Raw genomic sequence first — 17122 nt, forward strand, 5'->3', positions numbered from 1 at the left:
CCCGGGGCGTCGCCTGCCGGGTGGGAGGTTCAGCTTTTCAGGGCACCGATCACGACCCCGCCGATCGTCGCCAGCGCGCATCCGCCGAGCGTGAGTAGGGCGCCACGCGTGCGGGGCGCGGGTTCCTTCAGCCAGTAGATTCCGACGAGCGCATTCACCACCAGCGAGAGCTGGGACACGGTGTAGCCGCGACCGGCGCCCCACGCGTCGACCAGCATCAGCATCCCGAAATTGCCGACCGACCACAGCACACCCGTGCCGGTCACGCGTAGATAGTCCTGTGCAGCGGCGAGTCGCGGACCGTGGCGTGTCAACAGTAGCAGCACCGTGCTCCCCGCGAAAATTCCGATCGCCAGAGGCAACGCGCCGGCCCACGGCGACACTCCCGCCAGCTCCACCGGCACGAAGTAGAGACCCCACAACACGCCGGCGCCCAGTGCGCCGAGCAATCCGCGGGGGACACTTCTCGTGCCGCTCTGTTGCTCCGCGCCGGGTTTCGCGGCAACGATGAGCACGACGCCGGCCACGATCAGCAGCACCGCCAGCACGAGCACCGTCAGCTGCGTTCGGCTCGGATGCGCGAACTCGCCGAAAATCACGCGCCCCGCCACGAGGCTCACCACGATGTTGAGCGGCGCCCAGATCCCAAACGCCTTCGCGATGCCGAGATTCGCGGTCGCCGTGAACGCACACAGTCCGCTCACCGCCCAGACCAGCCCGCCCGCGAATGGCCACCAGAACGCACCGGCATCCAGCTCCCACGAACCACGCCAAAGCGCCACCGCCAGCGCGACGATGAGGTTCGCCGTCGCCACGTAGAACGTTCGGATTTCCTGCCGCCGCAGCGGCACGTTCTGCGACGGCGCCAGCCACGTGCCCCACGCGAGCACGGTGACGAGGGCGGCAAGAATTCCCATCATGGCAGCATTTCACAACGCGCCCGAAAACTCGCTGGCCGCAACCGAATTCATCCGCCGGTGCCGGGCGCACCCCCGCCGACCAGCGGACGCGCGGACCCGAAAAACCTGTAACCTCCGCCCGCCTCTGGAGTATCATCCCCGTTCGTCCACTGCAGCTCCAACACTCCAGAAAATGAAGCGTTCTTTCGTGTTAGCTTTCGGGTTGGCCATCACGACGTCCTGGCTCCACGCCGAGGTGTCTTCGGACTACGTCGTCGAAGCGAAATCGGCCTCGGAGACTTTCACCTCGAAGGTCCTCAAGGTGTATTCGTTCTCAGCAGAAAACATCGATTACGTGGCCTACGTGGTGAACTGGCGCGGCCACGAAATCGTCGTAACACCGGGGTTCATGCCAGCCGGCAAAGCGCTCGGCGTCGGCGATCCCATTCGTTGCACGATGCACCACTTCTCGCGCCCGTCCGGCTTGGCGCGGGTCGCCTTCACGATGGCTCCGTCGGTGGGCGAAGCCCCCGGACTGTTGCCCGATCCCGCCCATGAGCAGACCCGCCTGGATGCCATCGCCGCGGAGGTCGAACGTCGTCGCGCGATCCGGCAGGAAGCGCTCAACGCCGTCCAGTCCGCCCGTCCGGGCAGAAGCGCGGCCGAGCCCAAGTCGGCGCCATAGTCATCCCGGTTCTACGCTCAAACGGACCAGGACCGCACGCACAACCACGACGTTTGTGAACGTCGCCAGCACCGTCGACGACCTGCTGCGCCGAAACATCATCGGCCTTGTCGCTGACGATGCCTTCCGCCCCGCGGTCCGGTAGTCGGCAAATGATCAGCCGCGTGTCAGCCGCGTGATCAAATTGGTGTGCTGCGGATGCGCCCGACAGAGCTCGGCTCGCCGCGCCAGCTCCAACGCGGCGTACGTGAATCCCGGCGCGCACACATTGCTGCCAAACGCATAGGTAGCGCCCGCCGGCAGCTCCGCCGCCTGCCAATATCCCGCTGGAACGACGGCTGTCGGACGCTCGCCCGCGGCCATCCCCAGTCCCAACGCCAGCACGCGATGTTTCCCAGCGGGTTCGACGATGTGCAACGTGAGCCGTCCCGCATGGATCGCCCAGATTTCATCGCACTGCTTCACCCGGTGAAACACCGAGATCGATCCCGGCACGAACAGCCAGTGACCGACGGTGCGATGATCGTTCTTCGCGACCTCGACGAACTTCATCCCCTCGGGATGATCGAACCACGGAAACGCCGCGAGCAGGTCCTCGATCATGGCCGGGAAGATCAAACGCGCGACCCGCGTCGTCGGCAAGCCCAGTCAGACCGCAGTTCCGGCGGGGGATTTTTTCAACATCGGCAGAACGCCCCTGTCACGTGGCACGATCGTCCCGCCCGTGGGTTTGCAGACGGTGGGAGGTGAGTCGCTCCCTTCAGCGGGCGCGATTCACTCAACCGCGCCAGCGGAACAGATGCATCTGCCATTTCGTAAGCGGACTCTGCCCGGTCTGACGAAAGCGAGCGAGCGCTGCTTGCGCGGACATCGTCGGCGCATCCGTCGGATGCAGCGGATCGAGGAAAGTATACGCCAATCCTCCGCGTCGCTCCTCGGCCGCATACGCTTCGAGGCAGTGCAGCAGATCGTCGCGCTCGAGATCGAACGGCTGCCAGTCCGTGCTGCTCAGCAATCCCTCGGCGCGAAAGCCCTCAACCTCCTCGGCCAAGCGCGCGATTCGCCGTGCGCCATATTGGTAGGAGATATTCAGCAGCACCGCACCGCCCGGTACGAGATAACGCCGGGCCCCGCGCAGCACGATGCGGCGAAACTCGAAGCCATCGTCGCCTTCGCTCGAGGGCGGATTCGCCAGGATAAACTCGGTCCGCCCCGCCAGCAGTTCCAGCTTCTCGCGATCGTCCGGCAGTCGCGGCGCATACGAGTCCGAACACAGGAAATCCGTGCGCTCGGCGACGCCGTTGCACACCGCATTGTCCCGGGCGGTGCGGACGTTGGGGCCGTAGAGTTCGAGACCGAGCACGAATTCCACGCTCGGGACCTTGGCCGCCACGATCGCCAGACAGCCCACGCCGCTGCCCCAGTCGATTCCTCGTCCATGCAAGAGGCTTTGATGATCCGTGATCGCGTGGATCGCGATCGCGCTGGCCGGCGTCAGGGCAAACGTCCCGGGCGGATGTCGGAACATCACGTCGCCCAGCCCCTTCATCTCGCGCGCCTCCAGGTGGGATGAACTGGTGTTGAGTGAAACCATGGCGTAGCGAAAGCAGCATATTCGAGGCCGCGCCGCCGGTGGCTCTCGAGAAATCGCGCCCGCTGACGCACTTCGTAGCGCGCTGCATGCCGCCGTGAATCGCGCCGAATGCGCCGCCTTGCCCGCTTCTCCTCGATCACAGGATCGCGCCCGAACGCGAACGAATCGCACCCTGAGCGCTGCGGCGTGGGGTCGCTGCGGCTACGCCCAAGCCTTTCCCGCGACGCTCAACCGGCGCTCATTTCAGGAACGCCGGGATCTTTTCGTTTGCGATGGTTTGCTCGAAGGTCTCGCGCGCGTTGACCAACTCGAAGCTGCTGCCCCGCACCACGACCTCGGCCGGCATCAACCGGGCGTTGTAGCGGTTGGCCATCGCGTAGCCGTAGGCGCCGGCACTCATGAACGCGAGCAGTTCGCCCTCGCCGACCTCCTGAAGCTGGCGGTCCTTGGCGAAACAATCCGTGCTCTCGCAAACGGGTCCGACAATGTCGGCGACCAGCGCCCGGCGCGAGCTGTCGCGGTGCAGCGGCACAATCTCGTGGTAGCTGTCATACATGGCCGGCCGCACCAGATCGTTCATCGCCGCATCGACGATCAGGAAATTTTTGCTCGCCCCGCGCTTCAGATGCTCGACGCGGGTGAGCAGCACGCCCGCGTTGCCGACCATGAACCGGCCATGCTCGAGCAGGATCTTGAGTCCGAGCGGCGCGAGGAGCGGCGTCAGCGCCTCCCCGTAGCTTTCCGGCGTGATCATACCCTGGCCCGCGGGTTGGTTGCTCCACCAAGCCTGCTCGCCGCTGGCGAGCGCATCGCGATAAACGATGCCCATGCCGCCGCCGATGGAGAAATAGCTGATCCCGTGATTCGCCTTCAGATCGGCGACGAACGGCACCAACTTTTTCACCGCCTCGACGAAGGGGGCTACCGACGTGAGCTGCGAGCCGATGTGGATCTGCACGCCTTTCACCTCGATGTTTTTCAACTTGGCCGCCGCCTCATAAGCCGCGCCGGCCTGCCGCAGCGGAATGCCGAATTTGTTGTCGCTCTTGCCGGTGGTGATCTTGGCGTGCGTCTGGGCGTCGACGTCGGGATTTACGCGAATCGCGATCGGCGCCTTCACGCCCAGCGTCCCGGCCACGTGGTTGATGCGAGCCAGCTCCGGTTCGCTTTCGACATGGAAGGCGAATACTTGGTTTTCCAGCGCGAGCTTGATCTCTGCCTCGCTCTTCCCCACCCCCGCGAAAACGCTCTTCCGCAGATTTCCGCCCGCGGCCACAACGCGGCGGATTTCGCCGCCACTGACCAGATCGAATCCCGCGCCAAGGTTGGAGAACAGCCGCAGCAGGGCGAGATTCCCATTCGCCTTCATCGCGTAACAGACCTGCAGGTCGAGCCCGGACAGGCTCCGCTGTAGCCGCTGGTAGTTCTCCGTGATCGTAGTCGCGCTGTAAACGTAAGTCGGTGTGCCGTAGAGCCTCGCCACCGCGGCCAAATCAACGGACTCACAGTGCAGATCGTGTCCTGAATAGCGGAAGTGATGCATGGGGACTCGGGAAAGGAAGCGTGAAACCGGCAGGCTAGTTCGAATGGCGCCCAAAAGTCATGAACTATTCTGCGCGTCCGAAGCTTGCTCCACGCCCGCCTCCGCAGGCAGCGCCGCGGCCGAGAGCACCTTTCTTTTCCATCACACCTGCGCTGGACGCACCGCCGCAAATATTTGTGAAAAATCCGCCCCGACCGTTTCCGTCTTGAGAAAAACGCTCCTAAACTGCGGAAACGGTCCGATTTAACCACTGTGCTGCGTTTCCTGCTCAACTCCTGTCGTCGCCCGCCCATCCGTTTTGGATTGGCGCGGGATACACGCGGAGCGCACCGCAACGCCAGTTTCGCCAGCTTCCTCGCCCAGAGTAACCGCAATCCGCTCGATTCCCATCGTCATGGGGCGATCCTGCGCAGCCGGAGATTCGCGCGGCAGGTGCTGTTCGTCGCGCTCGCCTGTGGAGCGGCCTGGGTCGTGGTGGAAAGCGCCAAGGCGCTGACCACATTTTAGGTTTCGGCGGTCTAGACCTGCGACGGTCGGGATCGGTCGTGAGCGCTCAGTCGCTCGCGCGGCAAACGCCCGCCCGCAGCCTTGCACTTTGGTGCGTAACGCCCTTGCGTCGTTGCCACCCATGAAGCTGTCCTGCTTTTTCTCCGCGCTGCTGGCGTCTTTGTGCCTGATGACCTTCGGCTGCTCGCACGGCGCACGGCCAGGCGGGGTGACGGTGTCGCTGGTCGACTTCCGGCCCACGGAAGCGTCGCTCTTGGAGAGCCGCGGCACGCTCACGCTGCGTTACACCAACGAGAACATCTCCGCGCTCGGTTTTTATGGCTCGCGCCACAAACTCTATTTGAATGGCAAATACGTGGGCCTCGCGGTCAGCGATCAGCCGTTCGGCATTCCCCCGCTCAACACCACGACCCAAGAGGTCACGGTGAATCTCGAGAACCTGGCGCTGGTCCGGCAACTCGTGTCGGTCAGCGAATCCCAGCAGGTGTCCTATCGGATCGAGAGCGTGCTCTTCCAGACGATCTACGAGGACAAATACGAGATCAAGACGACCGCCGAAGGCATGCTGGACCTGCGCGGGTTGTCCGCGCCTGCGCGCTGAAGAGTCACGCGCGGCTCACCGGAAACCAGCGGCCCCCGCCAATCGGGAACCCCAACAAGGGAGTCCGCGATCAACGGGGGCCGGTTCAGTGCAAACAGGCGGTAATCAAGCCGCCAGTGGGAAAGTTGAGGCGCGCCGGGAGACGAGCGCGGGCAACGGCGTGACCGCGGACGCAAGCCGGAGCCGTTTCGGTCGGGCATAGTCGGCGACCAGCAGACCGACGAGGCCGCCCACAAAAACGAGCGCGCCGGTGAACTCGAAGCTGAAGGGCAGAACCAGGAACGCGGCGGCCGCGGCAACGATCAGAAGAGAAGTGAAGGTTTTCATGTTAAAGGGAAGGTGCCTCGAAAACCCAGCGTCTCCGCAAAAGTTGCAGAATCGTTCGCGATCGTCGCTAGGCCGCCGCCGCCCTGGCCCGTGCCGGCACAAAAAAGCGCGGGCCGAAGCCCGCGCTGGGTGAAGCTCGAAGTTGGTCCGTGTTCAGGCCGCGCCGCCGCCCGCGACTGCGGGCGTTGGCTTGAAGACCGCCTTGAAACTCGCCTTCAGGTAATCGCGATTCATCCGAGCGATGAAATCGTGGGAGATGAGCTTCGGGCAGGCCGCGCTGCACTCGTACTGGTTGGTGCAGCTGCCGAATCCGAGTTCGTCCATCTTTGCCACCATCGCGAGCACGCGTTGATCCCGCTCCGGCTGCCCCTGCGGCAGCAATCCGAGCTGCGAGACCTTCGCCGCGACGAAGAGCATCGCGCTGGCGTTCTTGCAGGCCGCGACGCACGCGCCGCATTGAATGCACGAAGCTGCATCCATCGCGAGATCGGCGTCGGCCTTCGGAATGGGAATGGCGTTCGCATCCGGCGCGGCGCCGGTGCGCACGCTGATGAAGCCGCCCACCTGTTGGATTTTGTCGAACGCGCTGCGATCGACGACGAGGTCTTTGACGAGCGGAAACGCCTTCGCGCGGAAGGGCTCGACGACGACGATGTCGCCGTCCTTGAAGCTGCGCATGTAGGTCTGGCAGGTGGCAATGCCCTCGCCGGGACCGTGCGGCTTGCCGTTGATGGTCAGCGAGCACGTACCGCAGATGCCCTCGCGGCAGTCATGCGCGAACGCGATCGGCTCCTCGCCCTTGCGCACGAGATCGTCGTTCACCACGTCGAGCATCTCCAGGAACGACATGTTCGGGTTCAGGTTCGTGGCCGGGTAGTCGACGAACTTGCCCGGAGCATTCCGGCTCGGCTGACGCCAGGCACGTACGGTGATGCTGATGGATTGCTGGGAATTGGCTGCGACCATGGTCGAATGAAATGGTGGTTGCGTTGGGATCGATCCGCGAACGGCCGGTTACTTGTAGTTCCGGACCGACATTTTGACGGTTTCGTAGGTGAGCGGCTCGACGTTGCGCAGCGGCGGCTTGCCGTCGCCCTGGAACTCCCAGGCCGCCACGTGGGCGAACTTCTCGTCGTCGCGTTTGCACTCGCCGTCCGGATACTGGTATTCCTCGCGGAAGTGACTGCCACAGCTCTCCTCGCGCGTGAGGCCGTCGAGGCAGAGCAACTCGCCGAGTTCGAGGAAATCGGCCACCCGGCCGGCCTGCTCGAGCGACTGGTTCAAGGTCGCGGCGGAACCGGGCACCTTCACGTTCGCCCAGAATTCCTCGCGCAGCTTCGGAATTTCCTGCAGCGCCTTCTGCAGCGTCGCAGCGGTGCGGGCCATGCCACAACCGTCCCACATGATCTTGCCCAGGCGCTTGTGGAAATGGCTGACGGGTTCCTTGCCGTTGATGCTCAGCAGCCGCTGCGTGAGCCCCACGATCGCGGCCTCGGCGGCCTTGAACTCAGCGGCGTCGACGGAGGGACGCGAGCCGGGCTTCTGGGTCGCGAGGTAGTCGCCGATGGTGTAGGGAATGACGAAGTAGCCGTCGGCCAGCCCCTGCATCAGCGCCGAGGCGCCGAGCCGGTTGGCGCCGTGATCGGAATAATTCGCCTCGCCCAGCACGAACAGGCCCGGGACGTTGGACATCAAATTATAGTCCACCCAGAGCCCGCCCATCGTGTAATGGACGGCCGGGTAGATGCGCATCGGCACCTTGTAGGCATTCTCGTTCGTGATCTCGTGATAGATGTCGAACAGATTGCCGTAGCGCTCGCGGACAGCCGCTTCGCCCAGGCGATTGATCGCGTCGGCAAAGTCGAGATAGACGCCGAGCCCGCTCTCCCCCACGCCACGACCCTCGTCACACACGCGCTTGGCCGCGCGCGAGGAGATGTCGCGCGGGGCGAGGTTGCCGAAACTCGGATACATGCGCTCGAGATAGTAGTCGCGGTCGGCCTCCGGAATCGTGTTCGGATCCTTGCGGCGGTCCTCCGCGCGCTTCGGCACCCAGATCCGGCCGTCGTTGCGCAGCGACTCGGACATCAGCGTCAGCTTCGACTGGTAGTCGCCGGTGACGGGAATGCAGGTCGGGTGGATCTGCGTGAAGCACGGATTCGCGAAGCACGCGCCCTTCTTGTAGGCGCGCCAGATCGCGGTGGCGTTGGACTGCCGGGCGTAGGTGGAAAGATTGAAAACGTTGCCGTAGCCACCCGTCGCGAGGATCACCGCATCGGCCGCGTGGCGGGCGATTTCACCGGTGATCAGATTGCGCGTAATGATGCCCTTCGCCTGGCCATCGACGATGACGAGATCGAGCATCTCGGTGTTGGCGAAAAGCTGGACCGCGCCCTGACCGATCATCCGCGACAAGGCCGAGTAAGCGCCGAGCAGCAACTGCTGGCCGGTCTGGCCGCGGGCGTAGAACGTACGCGACACCTGCGCACCGCCGAACGAGCGGTTCGCGAGCAGGCCGCCGTATTCGCGCGCAAACGGGACGCCCTGCGCCACGCACTGATCGATGATGTTGACGGAAACCTCAGCGAGCCGGTGGACGTTGGCTTCGCGGGAGCGATAATCGCCGCCCTTGATCGTGTCGTAGAACAGCCGGTAAACGCTGTCGCCGTCGTTCTGGTAATTCTTCGCGGCGTTGATGCCGCCCTGCGCGGCAATCGAGTGGGCACGGCGCGGGCTGTCGTGATAGACGAAGCACTTCACCTTGTAGCCGAGCTCGGCCAGCGTGGCGGCCGCGGAGGAACCGGCGAGGCCGGCCCCGACGACGATCACCTCGTATTTCCGCTTGTTGGCGGGATTGACGAGCCGGATCTCCGCCTTGTGCTTGCGCCATTTGTCGGCGAGCGGGCCGGAGGGGATGCGAGATTCGAGTTTAGCCATGGCCGGAGAGATTAGCGGTGAAGAGCAGCGGTGGCGGGTGTGTCGGCGTGCGCTTGCAGCCGGCCGAGCAGGACCGCGCCAGGAATGGCGAGATTGCCGAGGAAGTAGAGCGTCGCGAAGGCGAGCGCGATCTTGCGCAGCGCGGAGGACCAGCGGCCGCTCCGGAGTCCAAGCGTCTGGAACATGCTGTCCGCGCCGTGCGCGAGGTGAAAGCTGAGCAGACCCACCGCGAGAATGTAGAACAGCGAAACGATGACGTTCTGGAAGCCCCGCACGACCATCGTGTACACGTCATGCACCGCGAGGCCCTTCGCGACGACCGGGAAACCGGCGACGTGATACTCGCTCTGCATCGTGTATTCCGGCAGGTTCGTCTTGAACGACTCGGCCTGCGCCCAACCCACGGTGAAGTGAGCCAAGTGATAGAGAATGAATGCCGCCACGATGTAGCCGGTCCAACGCATCGTGCGCGAGGTGAGCGTCGCGCGAATGGTGTGCTTGACGTTGTAGGCGACATCCCGCGCCTCGTGATTCTCCAGCGTCAGCACGGTCGCGGCCCAGATGTGCAGGCCCACCGCCACCAGCAGTCCAATCCGCGCCACCCACAGCAAGGGCCCGAGGGATTGCAGGAAATGCGCGTAGCCGTTGATCTTGTCCGGGCCGGAAAACACCTGGAGATTGCCCACAAGGTGGCCGATCACAAAGCCGATCAGGATCAAACCAGTGACGGCCATGATTATTTTCCGGCCGATGGTAGAGCGGAAGAGGTTCATCTCAGTTATCGCGGGTTGATAAAGTCATTGCGCGTAAGACGCTCCAGTTCATCGCCGCGCCCGGCGAAGTAAAGGAGCGCGCTGCGTGCAGCGCGCTTATTAGGCCGACTAACTTTTTTGAGAAGCGAACGGGCGAATTAGCGCGACGCAAGCCCGCGCGAACGCGACGGATTCGCTAATCGTGGCAGACACGCCGGACACGGTGCCGAGGAACGCACCCCGGAGTCGTTCGCGCCCATGCTTCGCGACAACGCGGGTCGCGGCGCGGCGCGTCTACTTCGCCAGTGGCTTCAACAGGCTGAACTTGCCGCTCGCGGCGGGCGCGATCACCCGCCGGCGAAACGCGCTCACGCGCACGCCTGCACCCAGCACCGCCGCCACGGCGGGTTCGAGTTCCGCCGGAGCCACCGCGTCCGCAACGTAGTGGAAGTCCCACCGGTTCTCGGACGTCTGGACGAGTGAATAATGCCAGCACGAGAAATCAGCCGGGAGCGCCGCATCGATGTCGGTGGGCGAGACCAGTGAGCCGTCCCGCCGGAAGTGGAGATTCCCCTCCCGCCCCAACAATCGGAAGCCGGTCGGGAAGCGCTGGACGATGTCGCCCGTGTGATAGCGCAGCAACGGCATTGCCTCGCGGTCGCGCGTGGTGACGTAGATTTGAAACACATTCGACAACCGAACGTGGCTCGAGCCGTTGGTCGGCGCAGGCCACGGGACGAGTTCGATGAACGCGTTGGCATCGATCACCTGCGAGTTGTCCTTGAACGCTTCGCCGACGAACAGATAGCCCGCCTCGGTCGAGCCATAGAGGTCGACCTGCGGCGCAGGAAACACCTCGGCGATGCGGGCACCATGCTGGGCGCTCGCCTTGCCGTAGGTGAGGATCACGGCCTTCAAGCTCGGCACCGTCACCCCGCGCTTTTTCGCCGCGCGCGCAAGCAACGAGAGATAAACCGGCTCGCCTTCCAGCACCTCCGGCTTCGTGGCCTGCAGCTCGAGCACGATCCGATCCCATTCGGCCTCGGGAAACGCGAACGGATCGCTTGAAAGATTCAGGTAAACCGTGCCGTCGAAGTATCGGTGTGGAAATGGATGATCCTCGTAAGGGCAGAGGTTGCTCGAACATCCGACCGGCGCGAGCACGCACTTCCGATACGGCCGGTCGACGAACTGCCGCAGGATGGGAGACGCGAGATAAGCACGACGCGTCTGCGCGTTCCACCAGCCGTCCTCCATGATGACCGTCATCGGCGCCTGCGTGGTGCCACCGGTGCTTTCGTATTCGTAGCGCTTCGTCTGCAGCCCGCGTTCGACCTCGCCGTAGTCGGCGAAAAACGCCTGGTGGCCGCGCTGTACGATTTCCTTTTTCGAGAGCGTCGGAATTTCGCGGTAGCACCCCCACTGCAGCGGCTCCGCATGCAGCGGGAAACGGCTGCCATACAGCGGACTGCGGTCGTAGATGCGACGAATCTCGCGCTCCAGCGCCTCCGGCAGTTGGCCTGCGGGCGCGGAACCGAGCGTCTCGGAGGCATTGGCGAAGATCGGAGCCGTCATGAAAGTCAGGTGGTGTTACTAAGCTGCCGGCTCCCGTGAAGTCAAATGACCGGGCCGCGGCTGCTGACAACCATGTGTCAGCAGAGGAATGCGCCTACCATTCGCGCGCGCCCACCGTCACGCCCGCGGCGAGCGCGTTCCCCGCCAGACCGGCTCGAAGAGCAACAGTGCGTTGAGCGCAAGCGCATGGGTCACACCACCCGCGTGCGCCAGCTTCAGCACTTTCTCCACGGGCATCGTGACGACTTCGATTTCCTCGTCCTCGTCCCAATCGAGCGGATGGGTGCAGGTGGCGTCTTCGACGAGCACGAAATGACAGCGATTGGTCTGCAAGGCCGGATTCGGATGCACGCTGCCCAGCAGCCGCGCGGGTTGGCCGGTGTAGCCCGTTTCCTCGGTCAGCTCCCGTACGCCCGCGACCAGCGGATCCTCGCCGCGCTCGATCACGCCGCCCGGGATTTCCAACGAGAAGGCTTCCGTGCCGAAGCGGAACTGACGCACGAGCACCAACTGCTGGTCGCGCGTCAGCGCGATCACATTCACCCAATCCGGCGAATCGATGATGATGAAGTCGCGCTCGGTATCGCGCCGCGGATGTCGGAACCGCGTGCTGCGCACGTCGAACACGCGTGTGGAGGTCAGCGTCTTGTCACCGAGTCGTTCCCAACGCGAAGGAGCAGCGGAAGCATTCATCAAGGCGGGTGGAATTGGGTCCACGACACGCGGAGCTGCGCGAAAAGCGAACTGAATTCGCGACGCCTCGCCGCCGTCCGCCAAAAAAAACTCCCAGCCGGCATGGCTGGGAGTCGGAAATTCTCGGGATGAGTACGGACTATTTCTTCGGCAGCTTGATCTTCTGACCGACCTTCAGGTGAGTCCAATCCACGCTGGGATTCACCGCGATGAGATCCGGCAAGGCGAAACCCTGCGCGCGCGCGATCTTCGCGCCCGTGTCGCCACCCTTGATGACATACTCATCCGGGCCGGCGACGACCGGACCCGAGGAGCCCTTCGCCGCGACCGCGGGCCGCTTTTGCGCTTCTTCGAGCTTCGTGATGGAAGCCTGGATATTGCCGAGGCTCGCCGCGACCGTGTTGAACGCGTCCTGCGTGCTCCGATTGAGCGAGCTGATGTCGCGGGCAGCCTTGTCGGCCGCCGCCGCCGCCGTGCTGGCCTGCGACTCGATTCCGTCGATGCGCGCGATCTTTTCCTCGTGAGCTGCCACCGTCTTTGTGAGGCTGGAGGCCTTGATCGCGGCATAGCCGCCGACCAAAAGAGAGAGCACGCCTACCACGACCCCGGCGACGGGTAGCATGCTGTTGTTTTCACGAGAAATGGTATCCATAGGTGAAGAAGTCAGTTGCGGAGGACTAGCTGAACCATAGGGCGAGGCAAGCAGAGATTATTCACCTGCATCGGCACAATACGGCCGGGCATTAGGGCCTGCGAGAGCGTAATGCCAGCTGGGCAAGCACCATAGGCATAAGCACAACTCGCTACAGTCGGACCCTGGCGCATGTTTTACTCCACCTTTGCGAACGCCATGTACCGCCGGTCTGCGCCCGGCGGCGCAACTCCGAAGACTGTCGCGAACGCTAGCCCGGATATTTCACGAAAATCGTGAAACGTGCGCCCTCCGGGCCGACTCTGTCGGGGCTAACCGGGACAAAGTCGCTCCGCCGCAGGCGGACGGAAATTTCGGACGGAGCTTCACTCCTGTTCATGAAATTTCCGGGCCAGTCCGTGGTTCGTCAGCCCGTGGTTTCGCCTCCGAGCACCGGCAGCACAATGCCCGTGATATAGGAAGAGTCGGCATCGGACGCGAGGAATACATACGCCGGCGACAGCTCTTCGGGCTGGGCCGGTCGACCGACCGGCGCATGGCTCCCGAACTTGGATACCTGCTCGGGGGAGGCGCCCGCATCAGAGGGGTTCAATGGCGTCCACACGGGGCCGGGCGCGATCGCGTTCACGCGGATGCCGCGTTCGAGCAGGTTGCTCGCGAGCGTCTTCGTCAGCGCGTTGATCGCGCCTTTCGTCGCCGAGTAGTCCGGCAGTTTCTCTGAGCCGAAAATGCTCGTCTCCGAACTCGTCGCGATGATGGCGGATCCGGGCTTGAGGTGCGGCAAAGCCGCACGCACGAGCTGGAAATAGGGATAGACGTTCGTGCGGAACGTGCGATCGAACTCGTCGTCGCTGACCTCCTCGGGCGATGATTTTCGTGCCTGATGCGCAGCGTTGGAGACCAGGACGTCGAGGTGACCCAGCTCGCGCACGGTTTGCTCCACGAGTTCCCGCGCGGTTCTCGGCTCGGTGAGGTCACCGGGCAGCAGCAGGCATTTGCGCCCCACCGACTGCACCGCGCGCTGCGTTTCTTCCGCGTCCGCCTGCTCCACGGGCAGATAGTTAATCGCGACGTCGGCACCTTCCCGGGCGTAGAGATACGCCACCGCGCGACCGATGCCGGAGTCGCCGCCGGTGATCAAGGCGACCTTGCCCTTCAACTTGCCGGCTTCGCGATAGAGGGGAGCTCGCCAGCGCGGTTGCGGATCGAGTTCGGCCTCGATGCCAGGGGCTTCTTGATGCTGTTTCGGGAAAGGGGGCTTGGGCTCAGACGTGAGCTGCGGTGCGGAGGTGCGGGATTCGGAGTGGGCCATGGCGTCGAGGGATTGGTGTTCTGGGGCACGCAGGCGCTGGCTGGATCGACGTCACTGCTGCGGGCGCACGACATGCGGCCGCAAGCGCATGGTAGCGGGTGTGCGGCTGCGGTTCCCCTGCGCGGTCGCCCGGAACGTCGGATCCTCCCCACGCAATCATCCGGCAATTTCCGGGGCTCGCGCGCACGTCGCCTGAAATAACCGCGGCGGTCGACGGCGACTCACAGATGGTCGGGGCGGCGAGATTCGAACTCGCGACCTCCTGCTCCCAAAGCAGGCGCTCTACCAGGCTAAGCTACACCCCGATCTGGGCGTATGGGACGCTGCCCACCGCACACTGTCAATGTCCGCCTGCCCCAGACCCGCCCCCGGGGCTTCGCGGCGCGCCTACATAGTACTTGCATCAGCAGAAATTTTGCACGAAGTAATGTGGAGTTTTTGCAATCCCGTGAATACGCCGGTCCAAACGCGGGTGACGTCCAGCCGTCACTCGTCGATTAAGCGTCTCGGAGCCGCCGGCACTCCGCATGTTCTCGGCCTGCGCCGCGTCGTGCGACCGTGGCTCCTGCTCGTTTCGCTCTGCGTTGTTGATGCGCAGCTCCTCCGTGCCCAGCCCACGGTACTCTTCCATGAAAACATGGGCAGCCCTGCCGGGAACACCGCGGTCAGCACGCACCTGTTCGAGAATTCGAGCGAGTTGAGCTTCGCCGGCAACGCAGATGTCCGCACAACATCGGCAAGCACCGGCTATGCAAGCGCCAGCGGAGCTGGGAACGTTTATCTCACGAGCTCGGGCGACAAGTGGTTTGAAATCTCGGGGATCTCCACGATCGGTTACGCGCCTGAGTCGTTCACGCTCAGCTTCGGTGCACACAAATCCAAGCAGGAGTCTAATCTCACCGAGCTGACGCTCGCCTATCGCGCGAGTGCCTCGGACTATGTTTGGGTTTCACTCCCCGCGCAGCCCACCGGGAGCGGCACGGCAGTTTGGCGGTTGATCACATTGGATACGCTGGACCTGCCAGCGACAAACGATCTTTCACTGCGCTGGTCCTCCGTTTCGACGAGCACCGCTTTCCGCATCGACGACGTGACGCTGAGCGCTACGGCGGTGCCGGAACCGAGCGCTTATGCCGCGTGGTGCGCCGGGGCGATGCTGGTCTTCGCTCTGTTCAGTCGACGGGCGATGCGGCCGAAACGCAGTGGCGAGTCCACCGAGTGACCCGGTCCACGGCAGTGTCACCGCTACCGCGGTCGCCGACTATTTCTTCCCGCCCGGCACCGTAATGCTTGGCCCTTCCGACGCGGGCGTTGCGACGGTTGGCGCGTTCGCCCGCAACATCATCGCGCGTTGCGTCCACGGACTCGTCGGATCCAGCTGCATCAACTGCTCGGAATAAGACTTCACGTCCTCCGGTTTGCCGTTCGTCAGGGCACTCACCGCGAGATGGTAAAGGGCTTCGACGCGGAACGCTTTCACCTCCTTGGCCTCGTTGGCGAACGCCTTCAGCGCCGTCTCGCCCTCCGCCGCGCGCCCGCCCTGCAGTTTCGCAATCGCAATGCCGAGCCGCGCCCGGCTTTCCAGCACCGGCGCGTCCAGCGCTTGGATCGCCTGTTCGTAGAGCCCGACCGCATCGGTAAACTTGCGGTCCGCGTAAGCGTCGTCCGCCATCCGCAGATAAGCGGCCCCGGCCAGCGGATGCTCCGGATGGGCCGCGGTAAACGTTTTCAACTGCGCCGGCGTAGTCGCGGCCGCATAGGCGCGACGGACCTCGCGATCCTTTTCCGCCTGCAAATACTCCCAGCCGCCTTTGCCCAGAATCGCCAGCAACACGACCACGAGCGCGCCGGTGACCAGCTTGCTGTTTTGCTGCCAAAACACCCGCAGGCGTTCCTCGAAGCTCGGCCCGACCGGGCTCTGGTCGGCGCGCGCGGCGGCGCGATTGTCGCCCGCAGGCGTCGGGGCGGAAGGGTTGACAGGGTTCGGCATGGCGAAAGTTCTCGGGTTCGTGAACCGGCGACCGAAACAGATCGGGCCAGCGGCGTAAAGACGGGAGTTCGGACCCCGTTCAGTCGGGGCGCATCTCACGTTCCTGATCTGGTCGGGCCCAGGCTACGCGGCACGGGCGTCTCACCGGTAGGTTTGCCGGCAAGTGAGATGCGCTCGTTCAGTCGAAAACCACCGTCTTGTTGCCGTAGGCCAGCACGCGGTTGTCGAGATGCCAGCGCACCGCCTGGGCGAGCACGCGTTTTTCCAGGTCGCGACCAAGCCGGATCAGGTCGTCGACGCCATACCGGTGGGTGACGCGCGTGACGTCCTGATGGATGATCGGTCCCTCATCGAGATCCCGCGTCGCATAATGCGCGGTGGCGCCGATGATCTTCACGCCGCGCGCATGCGCCTGGTGATAGGGCCGGCCCCCGGCAAATGCCGGCAGGAAGGAGTGGTGAATGTTGATCACCGGCCGGCCGAGTTGCTGGAGAAATTCCCCCGACAGCACCTGCATGTAGCGGGCCAGCACCACCAGATCGGCATCGAGCTCGCGTAACTTTGCGAGCTGCTGCGCCTCCGCGGCGGCTTTCGTGTCGGCCGTCACCGGAAGGTGAAAGAAAGGCAGCCCGTAGCCGCGCGCAGCCGGCTCGAGATCGCGGTGATTCGAAATGACCGCTGCCAGCTCACCCGAAAATTCGCCCGCCCGCCAGCGCAGGGCCAGATCGTGGAAGCAGTGATCCGCCTTCGAGACGAACACCACGACGCGTGCGCGGTGGTCCGAGGAGGTCAGCCGAGCTTCCATGCCCAACGACGCTGCAAAGACCTGGAACGCCTCCGCGCTCGCGGACAGACCGGATCCGCTCGCGGCCAACGGTTCCCATTCCACTCGCTGAAAGAAAATGCCCGCTTCGCGGTCGCGGTGCTGGTCCGCGTGCAGAATGTTGCCGCCTCGCTCGTAGATCCAACCCGCGACGCGCGCGACCAATCCCGGTTGATCGGGACCATGCAGTAGGGCAACGAGGGTCGAGGACATAGGAGGTGCAATGTGACAG

18 protein-coding genes and 1 tRNA gene are annotated in these 17122 nt (G+C 64.2%); 4 read left to right on the forward strand and 15 right to left on the reverse strand.

Going from position 1 to position 17122, the window contains the following annotated elements:
- Positions 1-29: 29 nt before the first annotated feature.
- Complete coding sequence (locus tag OTER_RS03335) at positions 30-920, reverse strand: GRP family sugar transporter (RefSeq protein ID WP_012373489.1); 891 nt, start codon at positions 918-920, stop codon at positions 30-32.
- A gap of 172 nt (positions 921-1092) precedes the next feature.
- On the opposite strand from OTER_RS03335, the gene OTER_RS03340 reads away from it, so the two are divergent.
- Complete coding sequence (locus tag OTER_RS03340; protein ID WP_012373490.1) at positions 1093-1584, forward strand: hypothetical protein; 492 nt, start codon at positions 1093-1095, stop codon at positions 1582-1584.
- A gap of 156 nt (positions 1585-1740) precedes the next feature.
- Here the strand turns inward: OTER_RS03340 and OTER_RS03345 are convergent, their stop codons facing one another.
- The 3 genes from OTER_RS03345 to lysA form a co-directional block, all read right to left on the reverse strand.
- Positions 1741-2187, reverse strand: a complete 447-nt coding sequence (locus tag OTER_RS03345; protein WP_012373491.1) for a cupin domain-containing protein — start codon at positions 2185-2187, stop codon at positions 1741-1743.
- Between the two features lie 175 nt (positions 2188-2362).
- A complete protein-coding gene (locus OTER_RS03350) occupies positions 2363-3178 on the reverse strand; it encodes a methyltransferase (protein WP_012373492.1) in 816 nt (271 codons plus the stop codon).
- 238 nt (positions 3179-3416) lie between these two features.
- The gene (lysA, locus tag OTER_RS03355) at positions 3417-4721 is read right to left on the reverse strand and encodes a diaminopimelate decarboxylase (RefSeq protein ID WP_012373493.1); all 1305 of its coding nucleotides are present in this window, start codon (positions 4719-4721) and stop codon (positions 3417-3419) included.
- 252 nt (positions 4722-4973) lie between these two features.
- On the opposite strand from lysA, the gene OTER_RS03360 reads away from it, so the two are divergent.
- Together OTER_RS03360 and OTER_RS03365 are read left to right on the forward strand one after the other, a co-directional pair.
- A complete protein-coding gene (locus OTER_RS03360) occupies positions 4974-5228 on the forward strand; it encodes a hypothetical protein (protein WP_044891536.1) in 255 nt (84 codons plus the stop codon).
- Between the two features lie 121 nt (positions 5229-5349).
- Complete coding sequence (locus tag OTER_RS03365) at positions 5350-5829, forward strand: LEA/WHy family protein (protein WP_012373494.1); 480 nt, start codon at positions 5350-5352, stop codon at positions 5827-5829.
- Between the two features lie 105 nt (positions 5830-5934).
- On the opposite strand, the gene OTER_RS03370 is transcribed toward OTER_RS03365, so the two are convergent.
- From OTER_RS03370 to OTER_RS03410, 9 genes are all read right to left on the reverse strand, one after another.
- Positions 5935-6156 (reverse strand): hypothetical protein, encoded by a 222-nt coding sequence (locus tag OTER_RS03370; protein ID WP_012373495.1) that lies wholly within the window; start codon positions 6154-6156, stop codon positions 5935-5937.
- A 153-nt stretch (positions 6157-6309) separates the two neighbouring features.
- Complete coding sequence (locus OTER_RS03375) at positions 6310-7095, reverse strand: succinate dehydrogenase/fumarate reductase iron-sulfur subunit (RefSeq protein ID WP_044892104.1); 786 nt, start codon at positions 7093-7095, stop codon at positions 6310-6312.
- A gap of 75 nt (positions 7096-7170) precedes the next feature.
- Positions 7171-9093 carry a fumarate reductase/succinate dehydrogenase flavoprotein subunit gene (locus OTER_RS03380; RefSeq protein ID WP_012373497.1) on the reverse strand — a complete coding sequence of 641 codons (1923 nt, stop codon included), beginning with the start codon at positions 9091-9093 and terminating at the stop codon, positions 7171-7173.
- An 11-nt stretch (positions 9094-9104) separates the two neighbouring features.
- Entirely contained in the window at positions 9105-9866 is a 762-nt protein-coding gene (locus OTER_RS03385; RefSeq protein WP_012373498.1) for a succinate dehydrogenase cytochrome b subunit, read from the reverse strand.
- Between the two features lie 273 nt (positions 9867-10139).
- Positions 10140-11420 (reverse strand): phenylacetate--CoA ligase family protein, encoded by a 1281-nt coding sequence (locus OTER_RS03390; RefSeq protein WP_012373499.1) that lies wholly within the window; start codon positions 11418-11420, stop codon positions 10140-10142.
- 117 nt (positions 11421-11537) lie between these two features.
- Positions 11538-12113: an NUDIX hydrolase gene (locus OTER_RS03395; protein ID WP_012373500.1), complete on the reverse strand. Its 576-nt coding sequence runs from the start codon at positions 12111-12113 to the stop codon at positions 11538-11540.
- Between the two features lie 139 nt (positions 12114-12252).
- Positions 12253-12765, reverse strand: coding sequence for a LysM peptidoglycan-binding domain-containing protein (locus OTER_RS03400; RefSeq protein WP_012373501.1), 513 nt, complete (start codon positions 12763-12765; stop codon positions 12253-12255).
- 406 nt (positions 12766-13171) lie between these two features.
- Positions 13172-14077, reverse strand: a complete 906-nt coding sequence (locus OTER_RS03405) for an SDR family oxidoreductase (protein WP_012373502.1) — start codon at positions 14075-14077, stop codon at positions 13172-13174.
- A gap of 228 nt (positions 14078-14305) precedes the next feature.
- Positions 14306-14382, reverse strand: a tRNA-Pro gene (locus tag OTER_RS03410).
- A 38-nt stretch (positions 14383-14420) separates the two neighbouring features.
- Here OTER_RS03410 and OTER_RS03415 point away from each other — a divergent pair.
- Positions 14421-15299, forward strand: a complete 879-nt coding sequence (locus OTER_RS03415) for a hypothetical protein (protein WP_148217992.1) — start codon at positions 14421-14423, stop codon at positions 15297-15299.
- Between the two features lie 39 nt (positions 15300-15338).
- Here the strand turns inward: OTER_RS03415 and OTER_RS03420 are convergent, their stop codons facing one another.
- Positions 15339-16067, reverse strand: a complete 729-nt coding sequence (locus OTER_RS03420; RefSeq protein WP_012373504.1) for a tetratricopeptide repeat protein — start codon at positions 16065-16067, stop codon at positions 15339-15341.
- A gap of 178 nt (positions 16068-16245) precedes the next feature.
- Positions 16246-17103, reverse strand: coding sequence for a formyltetrahydrofolate deformylase (gene purU, locus OTER_RS03425; RefSeq protein ID WP_012373505.1), 858 nt, complete (start codon positions 17101-17103; stop codon positions 16246-16248).
- Positions 17104-17122 lie beyond the last annotated feature (19 nt).

The organism is Opitutus terrae PB90-1 (genome assembly GCF_000019965.1).
Lineage (GTDB): Bacteria > Verrucomicrobiota > Verrucomicrobiia > Opitutales > Opitutaceae > Opitutus > Opitutus terrae.

What these genes read in the sequence shown, in the direction of transcription:
- OTER_RS03405 (WP_012373502.1), bottom strand. Translation starts at nt 14,077, where the DNA reads ATGGCCCACTCCGAATCCCGCACCTCCGCACCGCAGCTCACGTCTGAG.
- OTER_RS03350 (WP_012373492.1), bottom strand. Translation starts at nt 3,178, where the DNA reads ATGGTTTCACTCAACACCAGTTCATCCCACCTGGAGGCGCGCGAGATG.
- lysA (WP_012373493.1), bottom strand. Translation starts at nt 4,721, where the DNA reads ATGCATCACTTCCGCTATTCAGGACACGATCTGCACTGTGAGTCCGTT.
- OTER_RS03395 (WP_012373500.1), bottom strand. Translation starts at nt 12,113, where the DNA reads ATGAATGCTTCCGCTGCTCCTTCGCGTTGGGAACGACTCGGTGACAAG.
- OTER_RS03390 (WP_012373499.1), bottom strand. Translation starts at nt 11,420, where the DNA reads ATGACGGCTCCGATCTTCGCCAATGCCTCCGAGACGCTCGGTTCCGCG.
- OTER_RS03335 (WP_012373489.1), bottom strand. Translation starts at nt 920, where the DNA reads ATGATGGGAATTCTTGCCGCCCTCGTCACCGTGCTCGCGTGGGGCACG.
- OTER_RS03420 (WP_012373504.1), bottom strand. Translation starts at nt 16,067, where the DNA reads ATGCCGAACCCTGTCAACCCTTCCGCCCCGACGCCTGCGGGCGACAAT.
- OTER_RS03380 (WP_012373497.1), bottom strand. Translation starts at nt 9,093, where the DNA reads ATGGCTAAACTCGAATCTCGCATCCCCTCCGGCCCGCTCGCCGACAAA.
- OTER_RS03340 (WP_012373490.1), top strand. Translation starts at nt 1,093, where the DNA reads ATGAAGCGTTCTTTCGTGTTAGCTTTCGGGTTGGCCATCACGACGTCC.
- OTER_RS03370 (WP_012373495.1), bottom strand. Translation starts at nt 6,156, where the DNA reads ATGAAAACCTTCACTTCTCTTCTGATCGTTGCCGCGGCCGCCGCGTTC.
- OTER_RS03345 (WP_012373491.1), bottom strand. Translation starts at nt 2,187, where the DNA reads ATGATCGAGGACCTGCTCGCGGCGTTTCCGTGGTTCGATCATCCCGAG.
- purU (WP_012373505.1), bottom strand. Translation starts at nt 17,103, where the DNA reads ATGTCCTCGACCCTCGTTGCCCTACTGCATGGTCCCGATCAACCGGGA.
- OTER_RS03385 (WP_012373498.1), bottom strand. Translation starts at nt 9,866, where the DNA reads ATGAACCTCTTCCGCTCTACCATCGGCCGGAAAATAATCATGGCCGTC.
- OTER_RS03400 (WP_012373501.1), bottom strand. Translation starts at nt 12,765, where the DNA reads ATGGATACCATTTCTCGTGAAAACAACAGCATGCTACCCGTCGCCGGG.
- OTER_RS03415 (WP_148217992.1), top strand. Translation starts at nt 14,421, where the DNA reads ATGTCCGCCTGCCCCAGACCCGCCCCCGGGGCTTCGCGGCGCGCCTAC.
- OTER_RS03365 (WP_012373494.1), top strand. Translation starts at nt 5,350, where the DNA reads ATGAAGCTGTCCTGCTTTTTCTCCGCGCTGCTGGCGTCTTTGTGCCTG.